The sequence below is a fragment of the Streptomyces sp. NPDC013317 genome (assembly GCF_055563155.1).
In genome coordinates, this window is the sequence record NZ_JBVHDX010000001.1 from 24,784 (window position 1) to 45,529 (window position 20,746).

Sequence of the window (20,746 nt, forward strand, 5' to 3'; positions counted from 1 at the left end):
GGTCCGTGGCGGAGAATGGAGACATGGCGACTGGGGAGCGGGCACGGTACTGGCAGTACTCCGAGCTGCCGGGGGTCGATCTGCTGCACGCCCACTACGTCCGCAAGGCCTTCGCCCGGCACACGCACGAGTCCTTCGTCTTCGCCGCCATCACCGACGGCGTCGAGGCGTTCCACTACCGCGACGACCTCGTGCACGCCGGGCCCGGCCAGATAGCCCTGGTCAACCCCGACACCCCGCACACCGGCCACGCGGGCGTGCCCGAGGGCTGGACGTACCGGACGATCTACCCCGACGCGGAGCTGATCCGGTCCATCGCGGCCGACACCATCGCGCTGCGGGGGGACGTCGGGTTCACCGACCCGGTCGTGGACGACCCGTACGCGGCGCAGCTCGTCATCGGGGTCCACCGGGCCGCCGAGGAGGGCAACGCGCTGGCCGCCGACAGCCTCCTGCGGCTGGTCACCGCCAGGATGCTGCGCAGCCACGGGGGCCGGATCGCACCGCTCGCCCCGCGCTCGGCCGGCGCCCGTAACGCGGCACGCGCGCGTGCGGTCCTGGAGGAGCGGATGATCGACCCGCCGACCCTGGAGCGGCTCGCCGCCGATCTCGGCACCAGTCCCTTCGCCCTGCTGCGGGCCTTCCGGGACGCGTACGGGATGCCGCCCCACACCTGGCTCACCGACGCGCGCGTGCGGAGGGCCCGCCACCTGCTCGACACCGGGACGGCACCGGCGGAGGCGGCCGTCACGGTCGGCTTCACCGATCAGTCGCACCTCAACCGGCACTTCGTACGGAGTGTGGGCGTCCCGCCGGGGGCGTACCAGCGCTCGCGGGGTGGCGCGGGCTCGCGCGAGAGTGGGGGCCCGCGGGGCGGCGCGGCGGAGACAGGGACCGCCGGGGCGGGAACGTGGGGTGCAAGAACGTACAAGACCGCAGGCGGCCGGCGTACGTAACGTCGTCGGCGTGGCAGAACAGACAGCAACCCCAGTCATACGGGAGAGCGCCGGCAAGACGGACTCGGCGGTGGTGCGCGACGCGCTCGGCGTCGGGATCGCCGTCGGCCTCTCCGGCTTCGCCTTCGGCGTGACCGCCGCGGGATCCGGCCTCACCCTGCTCCAGACCTGCGTGCTCAGCCTGCTCGTCTTCACCGGCGCCTCGCAGTTCGCGCTGGTGGGAGCGCTCGCGGCCGGCGGGAACCCGTTCACGGCCGCGGCGGGCGCCTTCTTCCTGGGCACCCGCAACGCGTTCTACGGCCTGCGCCTGTCCCAGCTCCTCGCCCTGCCCCGCGCGGTCAGGCCGTTCGCCGCGCAGTGGGTCATCGACGAGACGACCGCCGTGGCGCTCGCCCAGCCGACACGGCGGGCCGCGCGGATCGGCTTCACCGTCACCGGACTCACGCTCTACGTCCTGTGGAACCTGACGACCCTGCTCGGCGCCCTCGGGGCCGAGGCCATCGGCGACACCGAGGCGTGGGGCCTGGACGCGGCCGGGCCCGCGGTGTTCCTCGCGCTGCTCGCGCCCATGCTGAAGACGGCGACGGAGCGGTACACGGCGGGGCTCGCCGTCCTGCTCGGCCTCGGGCTGCTGCCCGTACTTCCGGCCGGCGTCCCGGTCCTCGCGGCGGCGCTCGCCGCACCGGCGGTGCTGTGGCTGCGAGGCCGGCGCATGGCCGGTGGGACGGACGGGACGGACGGTCCGGGCGCTTCGGGCGGCTCCCGGAAGGGGGAGGAGCGATGACCGTCTGGATCGCGATCGGTCTCACCGTCGTCGGCTGCTACCTGGTCAAGCTGCTCGGGCTCCTGGTGCCCGCCGGCACCCTCGAACGACCGCTCGTCCAGCGTCTGGCGGCCCTGGTGCCCGTGGCGCTGCTGGCGGCACTCACGGCCCAGCAGACCTTCGGCGCGGGGGCCGGCCTCACCCTGGACGCCCGCGCGGCGGGGGTGGCGGCCGCGGCCGTGGCCCTGGTCCTGCGGGCCCCCTTCCTGGTCGTCGTGGCCGCGGCCGTCCTCGTCACGGCGGGGGTACGGGCGCTGGGCGGCTGACGGCGCGCCCCTCGGACCGACCGAGCCGCCCGCTCCCACCCCCTCGCGCCCTCCGCGATTCCGCGGCACGCGCCTCAGGCGATGGGTCGGCCGTGGGCGCGCAGGGTGCGCAGGGCCTCGATCGTCACCATCGGACGTGCCTCCAGGGCCGTGCCCGGGGCCCACTCGCGCCAGGTGACGGGCCAGCCGCCGTCCTCCTGCTGGCCGGCCGCCAGGTGGTCGAGGGAGCGCGCCATCTCCTCCCCCGTGAACCAGCGGCGCGCCAGCGAGTCCGGCACGCGCGCGTAGTCGTACGGGAAGTGGTGCTCGCCCGGCGCGTACCCCGGCGCGACGGGGAGCTCGTCGAGCCGGTCGGGATCCAGGGCCGCCAGACCCTGGTCCCGCACCAGTCGCCCGAGCCGGTCGGCCACCGACTGCGCCCGTGACCGGTCGGGGACCCCGTCGAGGAAGGCGACGGCGGCCTCGATCTCGTACGGGTGCGACTTCTCCAGCGACTCGACCGCCGACCAGCAGAACTCGGTCGCACGGAACAGCCAGGCGTGCCAGACCTGGTTCCGGTGGAGCAGTCCGACCACGGGGCCCGTGGACAGCAGCGCGCTCGGCGGGTTGTCGACGATCGGTACGAAAGGCGCGCTCGGATAGCCGCGCTGCGACGGATGGATCGCGGGCAGCGCCCCGTCGAGCGTGGACACCTCGGTGAGGTAGCGGCAGATCCGTTCGACCCGCAGGCCGCCGCAGCGGCCGATGGAGTCCAGGACCCGCAGCGCGTGCACGGTGTGGAGCGGCTGGCTGACCGGACCGCGCAGATCCGGTTCGAGCGCGTGTCCGTAACCGCCGTCCTCGTTGAGGTACGCGGTGAGCGCGACCTCGACGGGCTCCGCCCCGCCGCGGAGGAAGTGGTAGGCGAACCGGCGCTGTTCGAGCACACGGGCCGTCAGCCAGACGAACTGTTCGGCGCGTGCGAGCGGCGTGGGGTGCGGTACCGCGAGAGGAGTTCCAGCCATGGTCCGACCGTAGGCCGCCCGGGACGTGTGACAAGGCATACCGGCCCGGCTGCACTCTTGGGGGCGGGATACTGGGGTCATGCGGTTGACGATTTTCTGGGAGCGGATGGCGGACCACTTCGGTGGCTCCTACGCCGAGTCCTTCGCACGGGACCATGTGATGTCCGAACTGGGCGGACGTACGGTGCACGAGGCACTGGACGCCGGCTGGGAGGCGAAGGACGTGTGGCGGGCGGTCTGCGCGGCCATGGACGTACCGGCCGAGAAGCGCTGACCCGGCCCGGGCGGGGAGGGAATGTCCGCGCGGTGCGCGAGACTGGCCGGGTGGCTCCGACTGACGAAACCGACGAGACAGGCACGACGACCGCCGACGGGCCCCCCGGCCAGGCCGTGACCGGCCGTCCCCCCAAGGCGCGGTCGGCCGCGGACAGCGACCCCGGGCCCGCGACGCCCGGGCCCGTGGCGGCGGCCGCGGCGGATGGGGGATCCGGCTCCGGTGGGCCGGGCTCCGGCGGCGTGTCCGCGCCCCCCGCCCGGATGCCCCGCTGGCTGCCGCGCGCCCTGGTGCTCGCCCTCGCGCTCTACGCCTGCTTCCAGCTCGGCAGCTGGGCGTTCTACCAGCTCGTCGGGCTCCTCATCAACGTCCTGGTCGCCTTCTTCCTGGCCCTCGCCATCGAACCCGCCGTCGGGCGGATGGCCGCCCGTGGCATGCGGCGAGGACTCGCCACGTTCCTGGTGTTCCTCGCCGTCCTGGTGTTCGGGGTCGGCTTCGTCGTCCTGCTGGGCTCCATGCTCGCGGGCCAGATCGTCGACATGGTCGAGAACTTCCCGAAATACCTCGACTCTCTGATCAACTGGACGAACCAGCACTTCCACACGGAGCTGTCCCGGGTCGAGGTGCAGGACAGCCTGCTGCGCTCCGACTGGCTGCAGAAGTACGTGCAGAACAGCGCCTCCGGTGTCCTGGACGTCTCCGCCACCCTCCTCGGCGGTCTGTTCAAGCTCCTGACGATCTTCCTCTTCGCGTTCTACTTCGCGGCCGACGGGCCCCGGCTCCGCAGGGCGCTGTGCTCCGTCCTGCCGCCGGCCAAGCAGACCGAGGTGCTGCGGGCCTGGGAGATCGCGGTCGACAAGACCGGTGGCTACCTGTACTCGCGCGGCCTGATGGCACTGATCTCCGGTGTGGCGCACTTCGTGCTCTTCGAGATCCTCGACGTGCCGTACGCGCCCGCGCTCGCCGTGTGGGTCGGCCTGGTGTCGCAGTTCATCCCGACCATCGGCACCTACCTCGCGGGCGCGCTGCCGATGCTGATCGCCTTCACCGTCGACCCCTGGTACGCGCTGTGGGTGCTGGGCTTCGTCGTGATCTACCAGCAGTTCGAGAACTACGTCCTCCAGCCCAAGCTGACGTCCAAGACCGTCGACATCCACCCGGCGGTGGCGTTCGGCTCGGTGATCGCCGGTACGGCGCTGCTCGGCGCGGTCGGCGCGCTGATCGCGATCCCGGCCGTCGCCACGCTCCAGGCCTTCCTCGGCGCCTACGTGAAGCGCTACGACGTGACCGACGATCCGCGCGTCCACGGCCACCGGCGCTACGGCGAGGCCGTCGTGGCCCGGGTGCAGAAGGCGCTGCACCACAAGAAGAAGCAGGGCCAGGCGGCGTCCGGGGAGGACGGCACCTGACCCTGCCGGCCGATCCGGCACCCGCGACCGGGTCACGCGCGGGGGTGACCGCCCGCGTGGCCGGCCGCCCGCGTCAGTGGTGCTCCAGCCGCACCTTCGGCAGCATCCGCTCCAGCGGGGCCGGGAGCCACCACGCGCGCCGCCCGAGCAGCTGCATGACCGCCGGCACGATCAGACAGCGGATGACCACCGCGTCCAGCAGGATCGCCACCGCGAGGCCGAGGCCGAACTGCTGGAGCATCCGGTCGGGGCTGAGGACGAAGGCCGAGAACACCACGATCATGATCGCCGCGGCGGCCGTGATGACCTTCCCGGTCGCCGCGAGGCCCTCCCGTACCGCGCCCTGCGGGTCCCTGGTGCGCTCCCACTCCTCATGGATCCGGGAGAGCAGGAAGACCTCGTAGTCCATCGAGAGTCCGAAGACGATCGCGAAGATCATCACGGGGATGAACGCCTCGATCGGGCCCGGCTGCACGCCGAACCAGCCGTGCTGGAAGACCAGGGTGATCACCCCGAGGGCCGCTCCGATGCTCACGAGGTTGAGCAGCGCCGCCTTGACCGGGATGAGGACGGACCGGAAGACGAGGAGCAGCAGGAGCGCCGAGAGACCGACGACGATCGCGACGAAGAGCGGCATCCGGTCCGCGACGGTCGCGGCGAAGTCCTCGGTCGCCGCCGTCGGACCGCCGACCAGCAGATCGGCGCCCGTCGCCCGCTCCACCGGCGGCAGGACGTCGGACCGCAGCCGGTCGACGAGCTCCGAGGTCGCCTCGGCCTGGGGAGCGGACTCGGGGAAGGCGATGACCGTGGAGACCGCCGCGTCCTTCGTCGGGATCGGGGCGCTCGCCGCCGCGATGCCCTCCGTGTTCTCCAGGGCCTGGCGCAGGGCGCTCGCGGCCCGCTCGCCGCCACCGTCCGCGACCACGATCAGCGGCCCGTTGAGGCCCGGCCCGAAGCCCTCGGCCAGCAGGTCGTACGCCTGCCTGCTGGACTTCGCCGGGGCGTCGTTCCCCGCGTCGGCGAAGCCGAGCCGCATGTCGAGCGCCGGCGCCGCCAGCGCACCGAGGGCCGCCACCGAGACCAGCAGCGCCGCCCAGGGCCGCTTCTGCACCGCCGTCGCCCAGCCGCGCCACCGGGCGCCCTCCTCGCGCGTCGCCTTCGCCGCGCGCCTGGCGACCTGCCGCCGGACGCGCCGGCCGAAGATCCCGAGCAGCGCAGGGAGCAGCGTGAGCGAGGCCGCCATCGTGACGAGGACGGTCAGGGCGACGGCGAGCGCCACGCCCTGCAGCGAGCCCAGTCCGAGCGCGACCAGACCCATCAGCGCGATGATCACCGTGCAGCCGGCGAAGAAGACCGTGCGCCCCGCCGCGTCCAGTGCGGTGCGCGCCGCCCGCTCGGGCTCCGCGCCGTGCAGCAGCTCGCCCCGGTAGCGGGAGAAGATCAGCAGCGCGTAGTCGATGCCGACGCCGAGGCCGACCAGCATCATGATCGGCGGGGTGAAGTCGGCGACGTCCGCGAGGTGCGAGGCGAGGGCGATCAGCCCGATGGAGCTGCCGACCGCGAAGACCGCGGTCACCACGGGCAGGCTCGCCGCGACCAGGGAGCCGAACAGGAAGACCAGGATCACCAGCGCTCCCAGCATGCCCGCGCCCTCGGCCGCTCCGCCGCCGCCCTCCTCGGCGCCGCGGGCCGCGTCCCCGCCGACGGCGGCGGTCAGCCCGTCGCCCTGTGCCGCCCGTACGGTGTCGATGATCTTCAGGACCTCGGCGCGGTCGGTGTTCTCCGCCGGTCCCTCGAGGGTGACGGTCGCGTACCCGACGGCTCCGTCCCCGGAGACCGCGGCCCTCTCCTCGTACGGACCGCGCACGTCCGTCACTCCCGGGAGATCCTCGACCGTGTCGAGAAGACCCTCCACGCGCGCCTGGACCGTCTTCTCACGGACACCCCGCTCGTCCTTGACGACGATCTGCAGCGTGGCGTCCGTGGCCTGGGCGGAGCCGTGCCGTTCCAGGACGGTCCGCGCGGACTGCGAATCGGTGCCGGGCAGCGAGAAGTCGTTGTGGTAAGCGCTGCCGACGGCCGTCGAGGCACCGGTCGCCGCGACCACGACCACGATCCACAGCAGCACGGCGGACCAGCGGTGGCGGTACGAGAAGGTGGCCAGGCGCTCGAAGACGCTTCCCCGCCGGGCCGGTGGCTTCGGCGGACTCGCCGGGTTCGTCGTGGGACCGGTGTCCCGCGTGCTGGTCATGATGGTTTCCCCTTCTGGGAGTCACAGGTACGAGGGACGGGTCACCCGGTGCCGGAAAGTGCGCCAGGTCCACACCTGGGCGGCGGCGATGAGCGGGGTGACGCCGAGCAGAGCGGGGACGAGCAGGGCGAGCGTGGCGCCGTCGGCGGCCCGCTCGGTGAGCGGAAGGGCCGTACCGGCGAGGAGCGGCAGGGCTCCGAGGAGGACCGCGGTGAGGGCGAACGACTGCCGGGGCCCGGTCCGCCCCACCAGGAGCCGGGCGCGTTCGTACGGCGCTCCGGTGAGCCGGAGAGCGGCGAAGCCGAGCCCGTGCGCGGCGAACAGGGCGGCCACGGCGAGAGCGACGAGGACCGCGGTGGGCCCGGAGGCCCGCTCGTACGGCGCGCCGGTCAGCGGTGCGGCCAGCAGCCACCCCCAGGCCAGCGCGACCGTCCAGCTGCCGCAGACGACCACCCCGTCGCAGACCGCCCGCCAGCGGGGCCCCGGCCCGCGTCCGCGCGACCAGAGTCCGGCGTCACGGAGGATCCAGCCGGTCAGGAGGGGCACGACCACCGTGAACTGGCCGGACAGCAGCTCCCCTTCGACGTCCGGGAAGCAGCCGACGAGGACGCCCGCGGTGGCGATCAGCCACACCTCGTTGCCCAGGAAGAAGGGCGCGAAGGAGGTGATGACGAGGCGCCGCTCGTGGTCGGTGCGGCCGAGGTACGGAGTGAGCATTCCGGTTCCGATGTCCGCGCCCGCGAGTACGAAGTAGCCGGTGGCGAAGAAGGCGAGCAGGGCGATGGCGAGGGTTTCCACGGCCGGTCTCCTCAGTAGCGGGTGGCGGGCAGGGAGTCGGCGGGATCATCGGGACCGTCCGGATCCTCCGGGCCGCGCCGGTCGCCGTTCCGGTCGTCGTGACCGAGCCCCTGGTCGACCGGGCCCCGGCGGGCGTGCCGGGCGAGCAGCCACGCGTTGAGGACGACGAGCAGGCCGAAGAGGGTGGTGAAGACGATCAGGGAGGCGCGCATCGCGCCGGGGGAGAGGTCGGAGACCGCGTCCTCGGTCTTCAGGAGGCCGTACACGACCCAGGGCTGGCGGCCCGTCTCGCGGAAGACCCAGCCGCTGATCATCGCGAGATAGGGCAGCGGGACGGCCGCCATGAGGACCAGGTGCCAGAGCCGGAAGCGGAAGACGACCTTCTTGAAGCAGGCGAGGATCACGCCGGCGAAGGTGAGGTACATCATCAGGGCGAAGCTGAGGAGCATGACCAGGCCGCCGCCACGGGTCCACGCCTCGGAGGGGACGTAGTCGCCGGGGCCGAAGCGGACGACCATGTCCGCCTGTATCTGAGCGATTTCGGCCGACTTCTGGCTGAACACCGCGGACTTCATGGGCTGGAGGGTGCGGAGTGCCGCCAGCTGGACGCCTCCGAACGCGGCCGTGACCACCAGTGCCGGGAAGGAGAGGAAGACCCCGATCCGCAGGCTCCGCCCGAAGAACTCCCACTCGGGCGACCGCCGGAACAGGTGGTACGCGCTGACACCGGCCACGAAGAAGCCGGCCGTGAGCAGCGCCCCGGCGACGATGTGCCCGAAGGCGAGCAGCGCCGACGGGTTGGTGAGCACGGCGACCGGATCGTCCAGGACGAGCTTGCCGGCCTCGGTCCGGTACCCGACCGGGTTGTTGAGGAAGCCGTTGGAGACGAGGATCCAGTACGCCGAGAGGTACGCGGTCAGGGTGACGACCCAGATCATCGCCAGGTGGACCCAGCGGTTGAAGCGGTGCCAGCCGAAGATCCACAGGCCGAGGAAGGTCGACTCGACGAAGAACGCCACGATCGTCTCGACCGCGAGCGAGGCGCCGAGGACGTTGCCCGCGAAGTGCGTCAGGCCGCTCCAGCTCAGCCCGAACTGGAACTCCATCACGATGCCCGTGACGATCCCGACCGCGTAGTTGATCACGTACAGCTGGCCCCAGTAGCGGACCATGCGCGCGTGCAGCGGTTTCCGTCCGACGGTCGCCACCGTCTGGAGGACGGCGACCACGGTCGCGAGCCCCAGCGTCAGCGCGACGAAGAGGAAGTGGCCGCCCGCCGTGAGGGCGAACTGCAGCCGGGCGAGATCGAGGACGTCTGGATTCACCCCGCAAGCGTCGGCGTACGGCTCCGGGGCCCGCGTCGCCCGGCGGTGGTCAGTGGGCGTACCCCCGCGGTTGCGCCGCCCCACGCGCGTGTACCCCAGGAGTTGCGACCAGGCGCGCGTGCCCCCTAGGGGACGGTGTCCAGGTGGGCGTGCCCCTTAGGAGCCGGCGCCCATGCGCGGCTGCCCCTGGAGGGCGGCGCCCAGGCGCGGCCGTCCGCAAGGGGGCGGCGTCCACGCGCGGCTGCCCCCTAGGGGGACGCCGGCGCGCGTCACCCCAGCCAGCCGGGCGTGATCATCCCCGACTCGTACGCCAGGATCACCAGCTGCGCCCGGTCGCGCACGTCCAGCTTGGTCATGATCCGGCTGACATGGGTCTTGGCCGTGGCCGGGGAGAGGACGAGGCGCCGGGCGATCTCGTCGTTGGAGAGCCCCGCCCCGACCAGGCCCATCACCTCGCGTTCCCGCTCCGTGAGGGCGTTCAGGCGCGGGCCGGGATCCGGCTGCTTCGAGCGGCCGGCGAACTCCGCGATGAGCCGGCGGGTGACCGCGGGGGCGATCAGCGCGTCGCCGCGTGCCACCACCCGTACGCCGTGGAGCAGTTCCATCGGCTCGGTGTCCTTCACGAGGAAACCGCTCGCCCCGGCGCGCAGCGCGCCGTAGACGTGGTCGTCGACGTCGAAGGTGGTGAGGATGACCACCCGGACGCCTTCGAGGCGGGTGTCGGCGGTGATCCGACGGGTGGCTTCGAGACCGTCGAGCCCCGGCATCCTGATGTCCATCAGGACCACGTCCGGACGCAGTTCGCGGGCGAGGGCGATCGCCTGCTCGCCGTCCGCGGCCTCCCCGACCACCTCGATGTCGTCCTCGTCGGTCAGGATCGAGCGGAACCCGGCGCGGACCAGTGTCTGGTCGTCGGCGAGTACGACGCGGATCATCGGGAGTCCCCCTCGGACGTGGTGGTGGTCGACGCGGGTGCGCCGATCGGGAGCCGGGCGTCGACCCGGAAACCCTCGGTGGTGCTGAGGGCGGTCAGTTCGCCGCCGAACGCCCGCGCGCGTTCGGCCATGCCCCGGATGCCACTGCCCAGCGGCCGCTCCTCCGGAGCACCCTCCCCGCCGTCCTCGATGCGAAGGCGCAGCTCGTCCGCGCGCCAGTCGAGCGCGACCGTGACCGTGCGGGCACCGGAGTGCCGGGTCACGTTGGTCAGGGACTCCTGCACGATCCGGTACGCGGCGAGATCGACCGGCGGCTCGAGCGGTACGGGGGCGCCGGTCACCTCCGTGCGGACGTCGAGCCCCGTGCCCCTGGCCCGCTCCACCAGCTCGCCGAGAAGGGCGAGGCCGGAGGTCGGTCCGGTCGGCGCGGGCTCGTCGGCCTGGCGCAGCACTCCGAGCGTGGCGCGGAGCTCGCGCAGCGCGTCCTTGCTGGTGGCCTTCACCGCTTCGAGGGCCTCCTCGGCCGCGGCCAGCGCGACCTCCGGCTCGGGCTTCTTGCTCAGCCGGTGCAGCACGGCGCCCGACTGCACGTTGATCAGCGAGATGCTGTGGCCGAGCACGTCGTGCAGTTCCCTGGCGATCCGCAGCCGCTCCTCGGTGGCGCTCTGCAGGGCCCGTGCCTCCTGCTCCCGCTCGGCGGCGAGCGCCCGCTGCTCCACTTCGTGGAGATAGGCGAGCCGGGTCCGCTGGGCACGGCCCACGGCGACGAGGCTGATCAGCCAGCCGGCCAGCATCGCGAGCGAGGTGTCGTCGATCTGGCGGTGGCCTTCCTCCTGCCGGATCTCGCCGAGCCCGACGGCGAGCAGCGTGACCGAGGCGAGCGCGACGGCGGCGGCGAACCGGCCTTCGGCCGCCGTGGTGTACAGCGCGAGCGCGAAGGCGATCATCAGCGGACCGTCCTGCGCGGACGCGGGGTAGTAGACCGCGCAGGCGAGGAGGGTGACGACGGCGACCGTGACAGGGGCCCGCCGCCGGAAGGCGAGGGCTCCACAGCCGACCGCGATCAGCGCCCAGCCGATGACCGTACGGCTCACGGGCTCGCTCGAGTACCGGGCGGACACCAGCGTCCAGACGACCACGACGAGGGTCACGACGAGCGCCACGACGGCGTCGGCGACCCGCGGGGACATGCGGCCGCCACGGTCGTGGAAGGGGAGGGCCATGCCAGGAAGGATAGGCGGGCGCCGGGCGGCGGGGCCCCGCCGAAGGATGGCCGCGGGCCCGCGTGGTGCGCTTGACACCAAAATCGAACATCCATTCTTATGGGGTTCCGGCCCTTGGAATCGCGGGGTTGTGGGCGAGTTATCCACAGGTCGGAGGGACGTCGGGGCCCATTGTCAGTGGCAGGGGTTAGCGTCTTTCACATGAAGCGATCGACTCAAGCAAACCGGGTGGAACCCATGGCAGGTACCGACCGCGAGAAGGCCCTCGAAGCCGCGCTCGCTCAGATTGAACGGCAATTCGGCAAGGGTGCCGTGATGCGCATGGGCGACCGCACCCAGGAGCCGATCGAGGTGATCTCCACCGGTTCGACCGCCCTCGACGTCGCGCTCGGCGTCGGCGGACTGCCCCGCGGCCGTGTCGTGGAGATCTACGGACCGGAATCCTCCGGTAAGACGACCCTGACCCTGCACGCCGTGGCGAACGCCCAGAAGGCCGGCGGTCAGGTCGCCTTCGTCGACGCCGAGCACGCCCTCGACCCCGAGTACGCGAAGAAGCTCGGCGTCGACATCGACAACCTCATCCTGTCCCAGCCGGACAACGGTGAGCAGGCCCTCGAGATCGTCGACATGCTGGTCCGCTCCGGCGCCCTCGACCTCATCGTCATCGACTCCGTCGCGGCGCTCGTCCCGCGCGCCGAGATCGAGGGCGAGATGGGCGACTCGCACGTCGGTCTCCAGGCCCGGCTGATGAGCCAGGCGCTCCGGAAGATCACCAGCGCGCTCAACCAGTCCAAGACCACCGCGATCTTCATCAACCAGCTCCGCGAGAAGATCGGCGTGATGTTCGGCTCGCCGGAGACCACGACCGGTGGCCGCGCCCTGAAGTTCTACGCCTCGGTGCGCCTGGACATCCGCCGCATCGAGACCCTCAAGGACGGCACGGACGCGGTCGGCAACCGCACCCGCGTCAAGGTCGTCAAGAACAAGGTCGCGCCGCCCTTCAAGCAGGCCGAGTTCGACATCCTCTACGGCCAGGGCATCAGCCGCGAGGGCGGCCTGATCGACATGGGCGTGGAGCACGGCTTCGTCCGCAAGGCCGGCGCCTGGTACACGTACGAGGGCGACCAGCTCGGCCAGGGCAAGGAGAACGCCCGCAACTTCCTGAAGGACAACCCCGACCTCGCCAACGAGATCGAGCGGAAGATCAAGGAGAAGCTGGGCGTCGGCGTCCGGCCGGGCGCCGAGACGGCCGAGGCGGCTACGGACGCCGCGGGTGCCACGGAGCCGGTCGCCGCGGACGACACGGCCAAGTCCGCCCCGGCGGCCAAGGCCACCAAGGCGACCAAGGCCCCGGCGGCCAAGAGCTGAGCCAGTGACCGGTCGCACCGAATGGCCGGGCGACAGCGCCGACTCGTCGAGGGCCGAGAAGGAGCTGTCGCCCCAGGATCCGGCTGAGCGGGCGCGGGCGATCTGCCTGCGCCTGCTCACCGGGACCCCTCGTACCCGCAAGCAGCTCGCCGACGCCCTGCGCAAGCGCGAGATCCCCGACGACGTCGCGGAGGAGGTCCTCTCGCGTTTCGAGGACGTCGGGCTGATCGACGACGCCGCGTTCGCCGACGCCTGGGTCGAGTCCCGGCACCACGGGCGCGGGCTCGCCCGCCGCGCCCTCGCCCGCGAGCTGCGCACCAAGGGCGTCGACGCCTCCCTCATCCAGGAGGCCGTGGGGCAACTGGACTCCGAGCAGGAGGAGATCACCGCGCGCGAGCTCGTGGACCGCAAACTCCGCGCCACCCGTGGCCTCGAGCGGGACCGCCGGCTGAGACGGCTCGCGGGCATGCTCGCCCGCAAGGGCTACCCGGAGGGCATGGCCCTGCGGGTCGTCCGCCAAGCCCTGGAGGCCGAGGGCGAGGACGCCGAGGGCCTGGACGAACCCTTCTAGCGGGAGCGGCACCGGGGGAATTGCGCCGACGTCACGCCGCCCGGGAGGGCGTCGGCGTCGGTGTTCGCGTACCGGTCAGGCCGTTGCCGCGCTGTCCGGCCGTACGACCGGGAGGCCCGCTGCCTTCCAGGCCTGGAAGCCGCCGATCACGTCCGTCGCCCGGTGCAGGCCCAGCTGCCGCAGCGAGGCCGCCGCCAGCGAGGACGCGTACCCCTCGTTGCAGAACACCACCACGCGCAGGTCGTGGCTGTCCGCCTCCGGCGCGCGGTGGCTGCCCAACGGGTCGAGCCGCCACTCCAGTTCGTTGCGCTCCACGATCAGCGCGCCCGGGATCACCCCGTCCCGCTCACGCAGCGCCGCGTACCGGGTGTCCACCAGAAGCGCGTCACCCGCCTCGTACGCCTCGTGGGCCACGCGCGGCTCGATCCGGTCGAGCCCGGACCTGACCCGCTCGAGAAGCTCGTCGATTCCCACCCGTTCGGCCGTCTCGTACTCGCTCACTGCCAGTCCTCCGGACGCTCGACCTGCTCAAGACGGAGCACCGCGCCCGACCGGCTGAAGCGCCGGATCAGCGGGAGCGGCGGATAGTACGCGTGGACCGACACCGCGTGCGTGTCGCGGGACCCGTTGAGCACCTCGTGCACATGGTGCTGCCCGAACGCGCGCCCCTTGCCCGCCGGCAACCGCCGCTCACGGTCGACGCCGTCGGCCAGTTCCAGGGTCTTCCAGCCACTCGAAGGCAGCCGCACCGCGAGGGAGTTCTCCGTCAGGGTTCCCCGCGCCGTGGCGAACGCGCCCTGGGACTCGGCGTGGTCGTGCCACCCGGTGCCCGTGCCGGGCGGCCACCCGATGAGCCACGCCTCGCTGCCGCCGGGGCCCTCCAGCCGTACCCAGGTACGGCCCTCGGGGTCGAGCGGCAACGAGTCGATCAGCTCGGTGTCGTCCGCCGTGCGGCGGACGAAGTCCAGTAGATCGGCGGCGGTGGGCGGGGCCGACGCTGCGGTGGGCGCGGCCGACAGCGCGGAGGCGGAGTCGGAGGACGCGCCGGAGGGAGCGGAGACATGCTGGGGCACGGGGGACCGTCCTGAGGGTTCGCGGGAGAAGCGCGTCACACGGCGCGCCGAACGCGTCGGCGGCGGAGATCACGCGAAGGGGGGCGAATTCAGCAGGACGGGCGACACACGCAGCCCGCGAAACGGAGGAGATCCATATGGACCCTCCGCCACAGGCGCACATCGGTGTCGGTCACGCTCCGGAGTACACCATGTGCGCCCGTGAGGGTCAATTGATGTCCGCGGTACGGTCGCTCGTCGCCGTCCGCGAGGCGGCCCCGCTCTCCCCGGTACGGGCGCTCTTCGCCGCCTCCGGGACGACGCCGCTCTCCGTGGGCTCCGCCTTGCCGCCCCGGGTCGCGTCCGCCGCCGCGTACAGCTCGTCGGGCCGGACCCCGGGGAACGAGGCGACCAGATGCCCGTCCGGACGTACGAGCAGGACCGTGTGGGCCACGGCCCCCGGATAGGCCTCCGTGACCAGCAGCTCCGCCTTCACCGGCAGGGCCCGCACCGCCTCCACGAGCCGCGGCATCACGCCCGCGCTCATCCAGTGCCGACGGTCCCAGACACCCGTGCCGGGCGCGACGAGCACCACGAGCAGCCGGCCACGGCCGAGCCGGTCCCGGAGCCGTACCGTCGTGCCGTCCGGCGCCGTCACGCGGACGTCCTCGACCGGCGCGCCGGTCCCCGTGCCCACCGCGCTCCGGGATGTCCCGGCGTCCTGGGGCGCGAGGGGGGAGTGCGGGTAGGCGGGGGGCGCGCCCAGCGGGCCGCGCCCCAGGTGACCATCCGTCAGCAAGGTGTCGTGGCCACGCGAGCCACCGGGCAGATACGTCCGCAGCCCTCCGCCACCGCGCAGTACCGGCAGCGACTGGTCGGCGGCTCGCAGCCGGGAGGCGACGGCGGCCCGCCGCTCGCTCTGGTAACTGTCGAGGAGCGTGTCCGAGGCCCCGTGGTGCCAGGCGTACGCGAGCTTCCAGGCCAGGTTGTCGGCGTCCCTGAGCCCCTCGTCGAGGCCCTGCGTCCCGACCGCCCCGAGGAGGTGGGCCGCGTCGCCGGCCAGGAACACCCGGTCCACGCGCCAGCGCCGCGCGAGCCGGTGGTGCAGCGTGTGGACACCGGTGTCGATCAACTCGTACGGAGGCGTCTCCCCGCCGCACCAGCCGGCCAGCGTCTCCCGGATCCTGGAGACGAGCGCGTCCGGTGTGACGAGATCGCCCCGCGGGGGCAGCAGCCAGTCGATCCGCCAGACCCCGTCCGGCAGCGGACGGGCCGTGACCTCCTCGCCGCCGCCCCGCCACGGCGGCTGACGGTGCAGCAGGGCCTCACCCGGCCAAGGCAGTTCCACGCGCAGCGCCGCCACCGCGTGCCGCTCCACCGCCGTACGGCCGGGAAAGCGGATCGAGAGCAGTTTGCGTACCGTGGACCGGGCGCCGTCGCAGCCGACCAGGTGGCTGCCGCGCCACCACGTCCCCTTGCCGCCGGAGTCGGGGCCACGGGTGTGCGCCGTGACGCCGCGCTCGTCCTGCTCGATCGTGTCGAGGCGGGCGTCGCCGACGAGCTTGATCAGCTCCTGCCCGGCGATCGCGTCGCGCAGGCCACGGGCGAGCGCGTGCTGGGGGATGTGCAGCGGAGCCGCCGGGCCGGCGTCGTCACTCTCCGTACCGCCGAGACCGAGGCTCAGCTCGATGTGCCTCATCTGTTGCTTCCGGCGCAGAGAGCGCCAACCGACCCAGCGGACTCCCTCGTCACGCAGCGTGGCGCAGCCCAGCCGCTCCACCATCGCGGCCATGTCGGCACGGAGCACGACGGTCCGTGCGGGGCGTGGCTCGTCCTTGCCGGGGCCCTCGTCGAGCACGACGGAGGGGACGCCCTGCGAGGCCAGGGCAAGGGAGAGCGCGAGGCCCACGGGCCCCGCGCCGACGATGATCACCGGGTCCACGGCGCGGCTCCTGAAGGCCGTTCGGTCATGCGGGTAGCACAGCGAAGTGTGGCGCGAGCCCGGTGCGTGATCACAGAACGTATGCAACCCATTGCGGGTGCTTGCGTCAAGCGACGGGGGCAGCGGCGCGACCGCCACTGCCCCCGGATGATGTCACATACTGTCAGTTCTTCGTGATGCCAGGACGGTCGGGACCGGCGTCCACGCCACCGCCGCCGCCCGCGGGGTCGCTGCTCAGCACGATCGCCTCCGCCCTGGCGGCAGGGATGGCGATCCCCGTCTTGGCCCGACGGCCCCGCTTCTCGATCCAGGTGGCGAGCGCGGAGAGCGCCAGACACAGCGCGATGTAGATGGCGCCGAAGACCACGATCGTGGAGACGTACGGGTACTGGCCGTTGACCTGCGTGTTGGAGGCGATCAGCCGGGCCGAGTAGAGCAGCTCGGGGTAGAGGATGACGAAGCCGAGGGAGGTGTCCTTCAGGGTGACCACCAGCTGGCTGATGATCGTCGGCAGCATCGCCCGGACGGCCTGCGGCATCAGGACCGTCGTCATGACCTGCGTCTTGCTCATGCCCAGGGCGTACGCGGCCTCCCGCTGCCCCTTCGGCACGGCGTTCACGCCGGCGCGCAGGACCTCGGCCTGGACACAGCCGTTGTAGATCGACAGGCCGATGGCCAGCGCCCACATCGAGTAGTCGGTGAGGAACGCGACCCAGACGGCGTAGATCGTGATCAGCAGCGGGATCGAGCGGAAGAGCTCGATGAATCCGGTGGCCACCAGGCGGACCGGGGCGTGGTCGGAGAGCCGGGCGACGGCGAGCAGGACACCGAGGACGAGCGAGCCGACCGCCGCGAGGCCGAAGGCCTTGAGGGTGGCGACGAGGGCGTCGGCGATGTTCTGCCGGATACCCGCGTAGTTGAAGATGTCCCACATCGCGGGGTCGAGGTGACCCTTGTCGGCCAGCCGGAGCACGCTCACGGCGAGCAGCGCGACGATGACGAGGGTGCCCACGACGGCGAAGATCCGGTTGCGGACGCGCGCCTTGGGGCCGGGGGAGTCGTAGAGAACGCTGGCACTCATCGGGCGACCTCCATGCGGCGCTCAAGGAGACGGAAGATCCCGCTGATGGTGAAGGTGACGACCAGGTACGCGGCGGCCACCCAGGCGAAGATGGGGCCGATGGCGTAACCCTGCTCGCTCATCAGCGTCTGCCAGCCGAAGAGTTCGGTGACGCTGAACGCGCCCGCGATGGCCGAGTTCTTGGTGAGCGCGATGAAGATCGAGCTCAGCGGCGGCAGTACGGTCCGGGTGGCCTGCGGCAGCACGATCATCCGCAGGGTCTGCGAGAAGGTCATGCCCAGCGAACGGGCGGCCTCCGCCTGGCCGAGCGGCACCGTGCTGATGCCGGAGCGGACGGCCTCGCAGACGAACGCCGAGGTGTAGAAGCCCAGCGCGAGCGAGCCGAGCACGAAGGGGCTCATACCCGGGAAGAGGATCTCGGGGACGACGAAGAACGAGACGAGGAAGAGCAGCGTCAGCGGGGTGTTGCGCAGGAGCGTGACCCAGGCGGTCCCGAAGAAGCGCAGCGGCGGGACGGGCGACACCCGGAAGCCGGCGACGACGACGCCGAGGACCAGCGCGATGACCGAGCTGACGGCGGTGATCGACACGGTTCCTATGAAGCCGTCGCGGAACTCCGGGAAATGGTCGAGCAGTACGTTCATGAGGTCTCCGCGTCGGCTGTCAGCGGCTTACGGGCAGGAGGAGCGGCGCCCCGTACTCCCGTACGGGGCGCTCGACTTCAGGTGAGGATCAGTAGCGGACGAGCGCCGGCGGCTCGACGTACGTGGAGCCGGAGAGACCCAGGGTCGCCTCGTAGATCTTCTTGTACGTGCCGTCCTTGGTGTACTTCTCGAGGATGTCGCTGATCTTGTCGCGCAGGACCTTGTCGTCCTTGTTCATGCCGACGCCGTAGGGCTCCTCGGTGAACGGCTTGCCGACGACCTTGAGCTTGCCGGCGTTGGCGGCGGCGTAGCCCTTGAGGATCGCGTCGTCGGTGGTGACCGCGTCGACCTGCTTGGTGAGCAGCTGCTGCACGCAGTCGGAGTACTTCGCCAGCTCGGTGGTCTGGGCGCCGTACTGCGGCTTCTTGATCTCCTGCAGCGGGGTCGAGCCCGTGATGGAGCAGACCTTCTTGCCCTTGAGGGTCTCCGGACCGGTGATCGCGGTCTCGTCCTTGCGGACCAGGAGGTCGGCGCCGGCCTTGTAGTACGGACCCGCGAAGCCGACCTGCGCCTTGCGCTTGTCGTTGATCGTGTACGTGCCGACGTAGTAGTCGACCTGGCCCGTCGAGATCGCCGTCTCACGGAGCTTGGAGTCGACGGTCTTCCACTCGATCTTGTCCTCGGTGAAGCCCAGGTCGGCCGCGATCATCTTCGCGATCTCGACGTCGAAGCCGGACCGCTCCTTGGTGGCCTGGTCCTCGAAGCCGAGGTACGGCTGGTCGGCCTTGGAGCCGATGATCAGCTTGCCGCGCTTCTGCGCCTCCTTGAAGGTGGGCGACTCCAGCTTCACGTCGGTGGCGACGATGTACTTGGGGAGCTGCGGGGCGCTCGAGTCGCCGGGCTTCACGGCGGGCTTGTCGCCGGCGGAGCCCTCCTTGCCCCCACAGGCGGTCGCGGTGAGCGCGAGCACGGCGACGGCCACGGCCGCGGACTTGCGGAGCTTCATGGTGAACATCCCTTGGTTCGTGGGTTGTTGGTCAGCAGGGTGAATGATGAAGGCTGACCGTCGTCAGTGGTGGAGGATTTTCGAGAGGAAGTCCTTCGCCCGGTCGCTGCGCGGGTTGCTGAAGAACTGGTCCGGCGTGGCCTGTTCGACGATCTTGCCGTCCGCCATGAACACCACGCGGTTGGCGGCCGAACGCGCGAAACCCATCTCGTGGGTGACGACGACCATCGTCATGCCGTCGCGCGCCAGCTGCTGCATGACCTCGAGGACCTCGTTGATCATCTCGGGGTCGAGGGCCGACGTCGGCTCGTCGAACAGCATCACCTTCGGCTCCATCGCCAACGCACGCGCGATCGCGACACGCTGCTGCTGACCTCCGGAGAGCTGCGCCGGGTACTTGTCCGCCTGGGTGCCGACACCCACCCGGTCGAGCAGGGTGCGGGCCGTGGACTCGGCGTGCGCCTTCGTCGTCTTGCGGACCTTGATCTGGCCCAGCATCACGTTCTCGAGCACGGTCTTGTGTGCGAAGAGATTGAAGGACTGGAACACCATGCCGACGTCGGCGCGCAGCCGGGCCAGCTCCTTGCCCTCCTGGGGCAGTGGCCGGTTGTCGATCGTGATGGTGCCGGAGTCGATCGTCTCCAGGCGGTTGATGGTGCGACACAGTGTGGACTTACCGGACCCCGAAGGCCCGATGACGACCACGACTTCGCCCCGGGCGATCGTCAGGTCGATGTCCTGGAGCACATGCAGCGCGCCGAAGTGCTTGTTCACGTTGGACAGTACGACCAGGTCGCCCGCCGCCGTACCGGCGTCTTCCGAGCCCTTGGTCACTGACACTCCGCTCATCGGCTTTTGCTCCGTCCTCCTCGGTTGGGGAGGACACTAGGCACGCGGTGCGACGAGCGTCATTACATCTGAGCGGAAATTGAGGATAACGATAAGGCCTCGGCCGGACACAGTGCGTGAACGGGGCGCGCGACGGCGTACCGGGTGCATAACGGAAACCCGGTCGCCACAGGGGGACACTTGACTGTGACACCGACCATCGGCGTTCATGCCCTGGTAGACCGAAAGCCATCACACGATCACGAAGCCACCGGAGGGGGGCCATGAGACTCCTGCTCGTCGAAGACGACGATCATGTCGCCGCGGCCCTGTCCGCGGTCCTGGCGAAGCACGGCTTCGCGGTCACGCACGCCCGGAACGGCGAGGAGGCGCTCCAGGCCGTGCTGCCCGCCGTGCACGGCGAGCGCCCCTCGTACGGTGTGATCCTGCTCGACCTGGGCCTGCCCGACCAGGACGGCTACCAGGTCTGCGGCCGGATCCGTAAGCTCACCACGACCCCCGTGATCATGGTGACGGCGCGCGCCGACGTACGGTCCCGGATACACGGCCTCAACCTCGGGGCCGACGACTACGTGGTCAAGCCGTACGACACCGGGGAACTGCTCGCCCGTATCCACGCCGTCAGCCGGCGCAACGCGGGCGGCGACGAGGGCGGCGCGGCCGGCGACGACGCCGCGCTGCGGCTCGGCTCCGTCGTCATCGAGCTGCCCACCCGCCGCGTCAGCGTCGACGGCGCGCCCGTCCAGCTCACCCGCAAGGAGTTCGACCTGCTGGCCCTGCTCGCCGGACGGCCCGGTGTGGTCTTCCGGCGCGAGCAGATCATCAGCGAGGTCTGGCGCACCAACTGGGAGGGGACCGGCCGCACGCTCGAGGTGCACGTCGCCTCGCTCCGCTCCAAGCTGGCCATGCCCGCCCTGATCGAGACCGTGCGCGGCGTCGGCTACCGCCTGGTCGCCCCGGCCGCGTAGC

Annotated in this window: 22 protein-coding genes; 8 read left to right on the forward strand and 14 right to left on the reverse strand. The window is 71.6% G+C overall.

All coding sequences use genetic code 11. The annotated features are described in order from the left end of the window. The first annotated feature begins 23 nt into the window (after positions 1–23). From ACZ3IJ_RS00090 to ACZ3IJ_RS00100, 3 genes are read left to right on the forward strand one after another with little or no spacing between them, the layout of a single operon-like run. Positions 24–956, forward strand: a complete 933-nt coding sequence (locus tag ACZ3IJ_RS00090) for an AraC family transcriptional regulator (protein WP_467465357.1) — start codon at positions 24–26, stop codon at positions 954–956. A 10-nt stretch (positions 957–966) separates the two neighbouring features. Next, positions 967–1,740 (forward strand): AzlC family ABC transporter permease, encoded by a 774-nt coding sequence (locus ACZ3IJ_RS00095; RefSeq protein WP_467465358.1) that lies wholly within the window; start codon positions 967–969, stop codon positions 1,738–1,740. Further along, entirely contained in the window at positions 1,737–2,045 is a 309-nt protein-coding gene (locus ACZ3IJ_RS00100) for an AzlD domain-containing protein (RefSeq protein ID WP_467465359.1), read from the forward strand. The genes ACZ3IJ_RS00095 and ACZ3IJ_RS00100 overlap by 4 nt, the downstream gene beginning before the upstream one ends. Positions 2,046–2,119: 74 nt before the next feature. On the opposite strand, the gene ACZ3IJ_RS00105 is transcribed toward ACZ3IJ_RS00100, so the two are convergent. After that, positions 2,120–3,049: a hypothetical protein gene (locus tag ACZ3IJ_RS00105; protein WP_467465360.1), complete on the reverse strand. Its 930-nt coding sequence runs from the start codon at positions 3,047–3,049 to the stop codon at positions 2,120–2,122. A gap of 79 nt (positions 3,050–3,128) precedes the next feature. Here ACZ3IJ_RS00105 and ACZ3IJ_RS00110 point away from each other — a divergent pair, with 79 nt between their 5' ends. After that, positions 3,129–3,323, forward strand: a complete 195-nt coding sequence (locus tag ACZ3IJ_RS00110; protein WP_352192006.1) for a DUF3046 domain-containing protein — start codon at positions 3,129–3,131, stop codon at positions 3,321–3,323. A gap of 263 nt (positions 3,324–3,586) precedes the next feature. Next, positions 3,587–4,732: an AI-2E family transporter gene (locus ACZ3IJ_RS00115; RefSeq protein ID WP_467466233.1), complete on the forward strand. Its 1,146-nt coding sequence runs from the start codon at positions 3,587–3,589 to the stop codon at positions 4,730–4,732. Between the two features lie 73 nt (positions 4,733–4,805). On the opposite strand, the gene ACZ3IJ_RS00120 is transcribed toward ACZ3IJ_RS00115, so the two are convergent. From ACZ3IJ_RS00120 to ACZ3IJ_RS00140, 5 genes are all read right to left on the reverse strand, one after another. Further along, positions 4,806–6,983 carry an MMPL family transporter gene (locus ACZ3IJ_RS00120; protein WP_467465361.1) on the reverse strand — a complete coding sequence of 726 codons (2,178 nt, stop codon included), beginning with the start codon at positions 6,981–6,983 and terminating at the stop codon, positions 4,806–4,808. A 21-nt stretch (positions 6,984–7,004) separates the two neighbouring features. Beyond that, entirely contained in the window at positions 7,005–7,781 is a 777-nt protein-coding gene (locus ACZ3IJ_RS00125) for a cytochrome d ubiquinol oxidase subunit II (RefSeq protein WP_467465362.1), read from the reverse strand. Positions 7,782–7,792: 11 nt separating this feature from the next. Beyond that, complete coding sequence (locus tag ACZ3IJ_RS00130; RefSeq protein ID WP_467465363.1) at positions 7,793–9,106, reverse strand: cytochrome ubiquinol oxidase subunit I; 1,314 nt, start codon at positions 9,104–9,106, stop codon at positions 7,793–7,795. Between the two features lie 269 nt (positions 9,107–9,375). Continuing rightward, positions 9,376–10,041, reverse strand: a complete 666-nt coding sequence (locus ACZ3IJ_RS00135; RefSeq protein WP_467465364.1) for a response regulator — start codon at positions 10,039–10,041, stop codon at positions 9,376–9,378. Then, positions 10,038–11,264, reverse strand: coding sequence for a sensor histidine kinase (locus tag ACZ3IJ_RS00140; RefSeq protein WP_467465365.1), 1,227 nt, complete (start codon positions 11,262–11,264; stop codon positions 10,038–10,040). Before ACZ3IJ_RS00140 ends, ACZ3IJ_RS00135 begins: the two co-directional genes overlap by 4 nt. A gap of 228 nt (positions 11,265–11,492) precedes the next feature. Between ACZ3IJ_RS00140 and recA the strand changes: the two genes are divergently transcribed. Both recA and recX read left to right on the forward strand, forming a co-directional pair. After that, positions 11,493–12,632, forward strand: a complete 1,140-nt coding sequence (gene recA / locus ACZ3IJ_RS00145) for a recombinase RecA (protein WP_467466234.1) — start codon at positions 11,493–11,495, stop codon at positions 12,630–12,632. Positions 12,633–12,636: 4 nt separating this feature from the next. After that, positions 12,637–13,203: a recombination regulator RecX gene (gene recX, locus ACZ3IJ_RS00150; protein WP_467465366.1), complete on the forward strand. Its 567-nt coding sequence runs from the start codon at positions 12,637–12,639 to the stop codon at positions 13,201–13,203. 75 nt (positions 13,204–13,278) lie between these two features. On the opposite strand, the gene ACZ3IJ_RS00155 is transcribed toward recX, so the two are convergent. The 8 genes from ACZ3IJ_RS00155 to ACZ3IJ_RS00190 all read right to left on the reverse strand — a co-directional run bounded on the left by ACZ3IJ_RS00155 (position 13,279) and on the right by ACZ3IJ_RS00190 (position 19,777). Continuing rightward, positions 13,279–13,704 (reverse strand): rhodanese-like domain-containing protein, encoded by a 426-nt coding sequence (locus ACZ3IJ_RS00155; RefSeq protein ID WP_467465367.1) that lies wholly within the window; start codon positions 13,702–13,704, stop codon positions 13,279–13,281. Next, a complete protein-coding gene (locus ACZ3IJ_RS00160; protein ID WP_467466236.1) occupies positions 13,701–14,222 on the reverse strand; it encodes a cupin domain-containing protein in 522 nt (173 codons plus the stop codon). Before ACZ3IJ_RS00160 ends, ACZ3IJ_RS00155 begins: the two co-directional genes overlap by 4 nt. A gap of 143 nt (positions 14,223–14,365) precedes the next feature. Next, positions 14,366–14,452: a putative leader peptide gene (locus ACZ3IJ_RS00165; protein ID WP_361441868.1), complete on the reverse strand. Its 87-nt coding sequence runs from the start codon at positions 14,450–14,452 to the stop codon at positions 14,366–14,368. Between the two features lie 32 nt (positions 14,453–14,484). Further along, positions 14,485–16,197: an FAD-dependent monooxygenase gene (locus ACZ3IJ_RS00170; protein ID WP_467465368.1), complete on the reverse strand. Its 1,713-nt coding sequence runs from the start codon at positions 16,195–16,197 to the stop codon at positions 14,485–14,487. 163 nt (positions 16,198–16,360) lie between these two features. Further along, positions 16,361–17,278, reverse strand: a complete 918-nt coding sequence (locus tag ACZ3IJ_RS00175) for an amino acid ABC transporter permease (protein ID WP_467465369.1) — start codon at positions 17,276–17,278, stop codon at positions 16,361–16,363. After that, the gene (locus tag ACZ3IJ_RS00180; protein ID WP_352192457.1) at positions 17,275–17,922 is read right to left on the reverse strand and encodes an amino acid ABC transporter permease; all 648 of its coding nucleotides are present in this window, start codon (positions 17,920–17,922) and stop codon (positions 17,275–17,277) included. Before ACZ3IJ_RS00180 ends, ACZ3IJ_RS00175 begins: the two co-directional genes overlap by 4 nt. A gap of 88 nt (positions 17,923–18,010) precedes the next feature. Further along, positions 18,011–18,928 (reverse strand): glutamate ABC transporter substrate-binding protein, encoded by a 918-nt coding sequence (locus ACZ3IJ_RS00185; RefSeq protein WP_383311614.1) that lies wholly within the window; start codon positions 18,926–18,928, stop codon positions 18,011–18,013. 63 nt (positions 18,929–18,991) lie between these two features. Continuing rightward, entirely contained in the window at positions 18,992–19,777 is a 786-nt protein-coding gene (locus ACZ3IJ_RS00190) for an amino acid ABC transporter ATP-binding protein (RefSeq protein WP_391801115.1), read from the reverse strand. Between the two features lie 263 nt (positions 19,778–20,040). On the opposite strand from ACZ3IJ_RS00190, the gene ACZ3IJ_RS00195 reads away from it, so the two are divergent. After that, complete coding sequence (locus ACZ3IJ_RS00195) at positions 20,041–20,745, forward strand: response regulator transcription factor (protein WP_467465370.1); 705 nt, start codon at positions 20,041–20,043, stop codon at positions 20,743–20,745. Position 20,746: the final 1 nt, after the last annotated feature.